This window comes from Allobosea sp. P1_A7, assembly GCF_056406775.1.
The window spans coordinates 1-5,897 of sequence record NZ_JBFTZN010000334.1; the positions used below are offsets into that span (position 1 = coordinate 1).

The following is a 5,897-nucleotide window of genomic DNA, read 5'->3' on the forward strand; positions in this document are numbered from 1 at the left end:
GCCCCCACCCATCCCCTGCGGATCGCGGGTAACTCCGCCTGCATCCTTGCGACACTGACGCTGACCGCGGCCCTCGCCCTCGCGGCGCTTGGCTCTCGCCCCTGACACCTCCCCGAACCTGCCCAACACCGGAGACCTGACATGCAGTACATGGCGCTGATCTATAGTGACCCGTCCCTCGAGCCAGCCTATGGCACGCCTGAATTCGAGGTGATGATGAAGGGGTATTTCGACTTCAACGAAACCCTGAAGGCGGCGGGCGCTTATGTGGCGGGCGAAGGCCTGAAGGATGTCGAGACCGCCACGAGTCTGAGGATTCGCGGAGGCAAGGTGGAGACGATGGATGGCCCCTTTGCCGAGACCAAGGAACGCCTCGGCGGGTACTATATTTTCGAGGTTCCCGACCTGGATGCCGCCCTGCACTTCGCAGCGATGATCCCGTCGGCGGCCTATGGGACGATCGAAGTGCGGCCCGTGATGGACTACGACGCCTGATGTCGGAGGCCGCCCCCGATCCCCGATCGGTTTCCTGCGCCATCGAGAATATGGTGCGGATGGATCGGGGGCGGCTTCTGTCTGCGCTGATTGTTCAGCTGAAGAATTTTCAGCTTGCCGAGGACGCGCTGCAGGACGCCCTGGCCTCGGCGGTGGTGCATTGGGGAAGGACGGGGCTGCCTGCCTCGCCTCAGGGCTGGCTCTTGAAGGTCGCGCTGCGCAAGGCGATCGATCGCTTGCGCAAGTCGGCCCGTGAGGACCGCAAGGCTGGCGAGATCGCCCGGCTTTCCCTAGCCGAAGCAGCCGAGACGACGACCGAGGATATTGCCGACGAACGCCTGCGGCTGATCTTCACCTGCTGCCATCCGGCGCTGGAGCCCACGACCCGGGTCGCACTGACGCTTCGCACCCTGGGCGGATTGAGCACGGCCGACGTTGCCGCTGCTTTCCTCGACAACGAAACCACCATGGGCCAGCGCCTCTCGCGGGCACGGGCAAAGATACTCGCCGCCGGCATTCCCTATGCCGTACCCGGACCGGAAGCCTGGGCAGAGCGGCTGCAATCCGTCCTGACCGTCGTCTATCTCATTTTCAACCAGGCCTATTCGGGCACGGACGAATCTCACGCCAGTCCTTTGGGTGAAGAGGCCATCTATCTTGCGCGCATGTTGAATGGCCTGCGTCCGGACCAGGCCGAAATCGAGGGACTGCTGGCGCTGATGCTGATCACCGAAGCCCGCCGCGCGGCACGGCTCGATGCCGGCGGAACCAGCGTCCCACTTGCAGTGCAGGACCGTAGGCTTTGGGATGGCGCCCGGATTGCCGAAGGGCTGGCCTTGCTCGATCGTGCAGTGGCGCGACGCGCGCCGGGGGCCTTTCAGATCAAGGCGGCGATTGCCGCCTTGCATGTCCAGGCGGAGCCGCCCGACTGGCCGCAGATCGTCCTGCTCTATGATAGCCTGTTGCGGATCGAACCGACGCCGGTCGTCCGGTTGAACCGCGCCGTGGCATTGGCGGAAGCTGGCGCACTCCAAGCAGGCTTGCACGCTCTTGAGTTGCTTGCCTCAGCGCTCTCGGCCTATCAGCCGTTTCATGCGGCACGTGCCGAATTGCTGTCCCGCTCGGGCCCGACCGACGCCGCGCTTGCGGCCTTTGATCGCGCCATCGGCCTTGCGTCCAGTCCATCGGACGCGGTCTTTCTCAGGTGCCGCCGGGATCAGGTCGCCCGGCACGCGGCAGAGACATCTTAGGGACCGCACTGGCGGTCAATCTGATCCCAAATCCGGCGGTGAAGGAGCCCCTCAGGAGTTGGTCAAAGCCATGGCCTCGACAATCTGAGGAGCGCTATCGGCGATCAAAGGTCGTTGTCGCATGCACATACTCGCATACCCGCGAGCGGTGGGTGCTGGCCTGCTGCCGCCGCTCGCCCTCACTCCACTCGATTGTTTGAACAACGAATAACCAATGGACATTTCTCGCAAATCTAATCTGTAACCGCAAAAACTCCGACATCAGGACTGTCAAAAAGTTGGGGTCCTGATTTCAAAGGCAAGATCACCGGACCGTTGCCGAACCCGTCTCAGTATTCTTGAGAAGCCTGCCGGCGTCTGACTGCAGCCTCAACCATCAAGCAACGCTCCCCCTTTCCTTCGGGCCAGCCTGGGGAGCCGCTTGCAACAGGATGATCAGAAGCGGGACAATGACGACCATTCCGGCGGCCAGCATCACTCCGGATACGCCGGATACAGTCAATATCCGGGCGCCGAGGATGGCTCCGAAGCCGATGGCCGAATTGATGACCGCCGAGTGTATCGCGGCAGCGGACATGACTGTCGAACCGGCCGCGCGCAGGATCCAGGTCTGCAGGCCCGCGAACAGCGCCGCGATGGCGGCGCCCCAGATGACGAGCAAGACGAAGACCCAACCTGTTCCCAGCTGAGGACCGAACCATCCAAGGCCAACAAGCGCCAGGCACAAGGCAAACAGCCCTGCAGTGATGATGGACTTCATGAAGCGGTCGATGAGAAAGCCGGTCAGGATGTTCCCAAGGAATCCTGCTCCCCCAAAGCCGAACAGCAACACACCGATCATGACCTGGGGAAGATCCGGAATTTCTCCGAGGAATGGTTCGATAAAAGTGTACGCTGCGAAATTCGCCGCCGCCATGAATGCCGTTACAGCATAGATCCCCAGCAGGTCATGTCTGCGGAACACCGATCCAAGCTCTCTCCATCCTGCCGGCGATCCGGGCTGCATTTTGGGAAGAACTGCGATCATCAGGACCGAGGTAAGCAGCCCGACTGCGCCAATTGAGCCAAACGCTGCACGCCATCCACTCGCCTGACCGACGAGGTCCGCGAGCGGCACGCCGACAACGGTCGCCATCGAGATCCCGCCGAATATGATTGCGGTTGCAACACCCATACGGTGGGACGGTGCAATCTGTGACGCGACCGCAGCAGCCATGGCCCAGAAGAAACCGTGAACGACAGCGCCCACCGCGCGTGCCAGCAACAACCCGTCGAAGCTGTGGGAAATCATCGCCGCAAGATTGGTCGCGGAAAGAATGAGCATCAAGACGATGAGCAATGGCTTGCGAGGAAACTTCTGGAGCAGAACGACCGACAACAGGCCGCTCGCGGCGCCGATCCAGGCATAGAGCGTCACCGTGAGCCCGACCGAGGCCTGACCTCGCCCCAGATCCAGGGCGATCTGGGACAGCAGCCCGATCGGCGCGAACTCGGTCGTGACCATTGTGAACGAGGCGATGCCGAGCACGATTACCGCAAGCCAGATGCGGAGCGGAGAATCTGTATTTTCAGGTCTCATTGTAGGAGACCGCTGCAAGACCCAGTGGACTCCTGCCCTTGATGACCTTCCGGTTCGTTTTACGCCTGTCCTCATCGACGAACGCGGCCCTGAGGCCGTTGTCTGCCAGGGTCAATTGCTCCTCTGCGGTCCGGCCCAATCCCTCGGCCGAGGGGATGAGATTTTCGCTTACGTGACCTCTAAAATACGTTGGATCACCGGAGTTGACCGGAACGCAGATGCCGGCATGGAAGAGCCRGCGCAGATTGTGATGTTCGAGGCCGGGAAAGACCCTCAGCGCGACATTCGAGCGGGTCTGAATCACTCCCACTCGATCGTACCGGGCGGCTTCGACGTCACGTCGTAGACGACCCGGTTGATGCCCTTGACCTCGTTGATGATACGAGTCGCGGTGCGGCCGAGGAAGGCCATGTCGTAGGGATAGAAATCGGCCGTCATGCCGTCCACCGAGGTGACGGCACGCAACGCGCAGACATGGTCGTAGGTTCGGTGGTCACCCATCACGCCGACGGTGCGCACCGGCAGCAGCACGGCAAAAGCCTGCCAGATCACGTCGTAGAGACCGGCCTTGCGGATCTCCTCGAGGTAGATCGCGTCGGCCTTGCGCAGGATGTCGAGCTTTTCCTTGGTGATCTCGCCGGGGCAGCGAATGGCGAGGCCCGGCCCCGGGAAGGGATGGCGGCCGACGAAGGCCTCGGGCAGGCCAAGCTCCCGGCCCAGCACGCGGACCTCGTCCTTGAACAGCTCGCGCAGCGGCTCGACGAGCTTCATCTTCATGCGCTCGGGCAATCCGCCGACATTGTGGTGCGACTTGATCGTCACCGAGGGCCCGCCGGAGAAGGAGACGCTCTCGATCACGTCGGGATAGAGCGTGCCCTGCGCCAGGAAATCGGCACCGCCGAGCTTGCGCGCTTCCTCGTCGAAGACCTCGATGAAGAGGCGGCCGATGGTCTTGCGCTTGGCCTCCGGATCGGAGCCGCATTTGGCGAGCTCGGCGAGGAAGAGTTCCTCAGCCTCCACATGCACGAGCGGGATATTGTAGCTGTCGCGGAACAGGCGCACGACCTCTTCCGCCTCGTTCATCCGCATCAGGCCGTGATCGACGAAGACGCAGGTGAGCTGGTCACCGATGGCCTCGTGGATCAGCACGGCGGCAACGGCGGAATCGACGCCGCCGGAAAGCCCGCAGATCACCCTGCCCTTGCCGACCTGCGCACGGATCTTGGCGATGGTCTCGGAGCGATAGGCGGACATGCTCCAATCCGGGACGCAGCCGCAGATATCGACGACGAAGTTGCGCAGCAGCTTGGCGCCGTCCGGCGTATGCACCACCTCCGGATGGAACATGGTCGAATAGAAACGCCGCTCCTCGTCGCTCGCCACCGCAAAGGGCGCGTTCTCCGAGGTCGCCTTGACCGAAAAACCAGCCGGCAACTGCGTGACGCGGTCGCCATGGCTCATCCACACCGGAAAGCGGCCGCCCTGGTTCCAGACCTCCCTGAACAGTGCCGAGGGCGCGACGATCTCGACATCGGCGCGGCCGAACTCGGCCGCATGCCCGCCCTCGACCTTGCCGCCGAGCTGATGCGCCATGGTCTGCTGACCATAGCAGATGCCGAGAAGCGGCAGGCCCGCCGAGAAGACTTCCTGGGGCGCACGCGGCGAATTTTCATCCGGCACCGAGGCCGGCCCGCCGGAAAAGATGACACCCTTCGGCTTCATCCGCTGAAAGGCCTCGGAGGCCGACTGGAACGGCGCGATCTCGCAATAGACGCCGATCTCGCGTACGCGACGCGCGATCAGCTGCGTGACCTGGCTACCGAAATCGATGATGAGGATGGAGTCGTGGGGCTTGCTCGTCATCGCGCCCGGTTACGCCATCACGCGCGCAGGCGCAACGGCGCAAGCGCGCCTCAGGCCTCGCGCCTGACGCAAGCCAGATAGAATCCGTCCGTCCCGGTGCGCTGCGGCGACAATTGCAGGCCAAGCGCGGTCGAGAACCGCGCGAGCAAAGCAAAGTCGCCTTCCCTCGACGACAGGATCTCCTGGCTCGGCACGAGGGTGAAGCCGGGGTGGCGCTGCAGGAACCCTGAAACGGCCCCGTCATTCTCATCCGGAAGCACCGAGCAGGTGACATAGGCAATACGACCGCCGGGTTTCACCAGGCGGGCTGCGCGCGCCAGCACCTCGGCCTGGTCCTTGATCCGCTCGGCGAGCGCGCCCGGTCTGACGCGCCATTTTGCGTCGGGATTACGCCGCCAGGTGCCGGAACCGGTGCAGGGCGCATCGACCAGGACGAGATCGGCCTCGCCAATGACTTCGCTGAGGGATTCATGGCCGCGGCTGCGCGGGACGCGGATCTGGACGATACTGGCGCCCGAGCGCGCCAGACGCTCATGCAGTGGCGCCAGACGACGGCTATCGAGATCGGTCGCGAACAGGCGACCCTGATTCTGCATCTGGGCAGCGAGAGCCAACGTCTTGCCTCCGGCGCCGGCGCAGAGGTCGACCACGGTCTCGCCGTGCTTGGCGCCGGCCAGTAGCGAGACGAGCTGCGAGCCCTCGTCCTGGAT

General features: G+C 63.5%; 6 protein-coding genes. 2 read left to right on the forward strand and 4 right to left on the reverse strand.

The genetic code is table 11. The annotated features are described in order from the left end of the window. Window positions 1-141 precede the first annotated feature (141 nt). A complete protein-coding gene (locus AC1D34_RS33210; RefSeq protein ID WP_476769066.1) occupies window positions 142-495 on the forward strand; it encodes a YciI family protein in 354 nt (117 codons plus the stop codon). Beyond that, window positions 495-1,745, forward strand: a complete 1,251-nt coding sequence (locus AC1D34_RS33215; RefSeq protein ID WP_476775426.1) for an RNA polymerase sigma factor — start codon at window positions 495-497, stop codon at window positions 1,743-1,745. The genes AC1D34_RS33210 and AC1D34_RS33215 overlap by 1 nt, the downstream gene beginning before the upstream one ends. A 376-nt stretch (window positions 1,746-2,121) precedes the next feature. Here the strand turns inward: AC1D34_RS33215 and AC1D34_RS33220 are convergent, their stop codons facing one another. The 4 genes from AC1D34_RS33220 to AC1D34_RS33235 form a co-directional block, all read right to left on the reverse strand. Further along, on the reverse strand, window positions 2,122-3,273 hold the full coding sequence (locus AC1D34_RS33220) for an MFS transporter (RefSeq protein ID WP_476826535.1): 1,152 nt from the start codon (window positions 3,271-3,273) through the stop codon (window positions 2,122-2,124). Between the two features lie 40 nt (window positions 3,274-3,313). Continuing rightward, window positions 3,314-3,628, reverse strand: a complete 315-nt coding sequence (locus AC1D34_RS33225) for a hypothetical protein (RefSeq protein ID WP_476826536.1) — start codon at window positions 3,626-3,628, stop codon at window positions 3,314-3,316. Continuing rightward, window positions 3,625-5,187 carry a glutamine-hydrolyzing GMP synthase gene (gene guaA / locus AC1D34_RS33230; RefSeq protein WP_441491912.1) on the reverse strand — a complete coding sequence of 521 codons (1,563 nt, stop codon included), beginning with the start codon at window positions 5,185-5,187 and terminating at the stop codon, window positions 3,625-3,627. The genes AC1D34_RS33225 and guaA overlap by 4 nt, the downstream gene beginning before the upstream one ends. Window positions 5,188-5,237: 50 nt before the next feature. Further along, on the reverse strand, window positions 5,238-5,897 hold a 660-nt coding region (locus AC1D34_RS33235), incomplete at its 5' end, for an RsmB/NOP family class I SAM-dependent RNA methyltransferase (protein WP_476826537.1).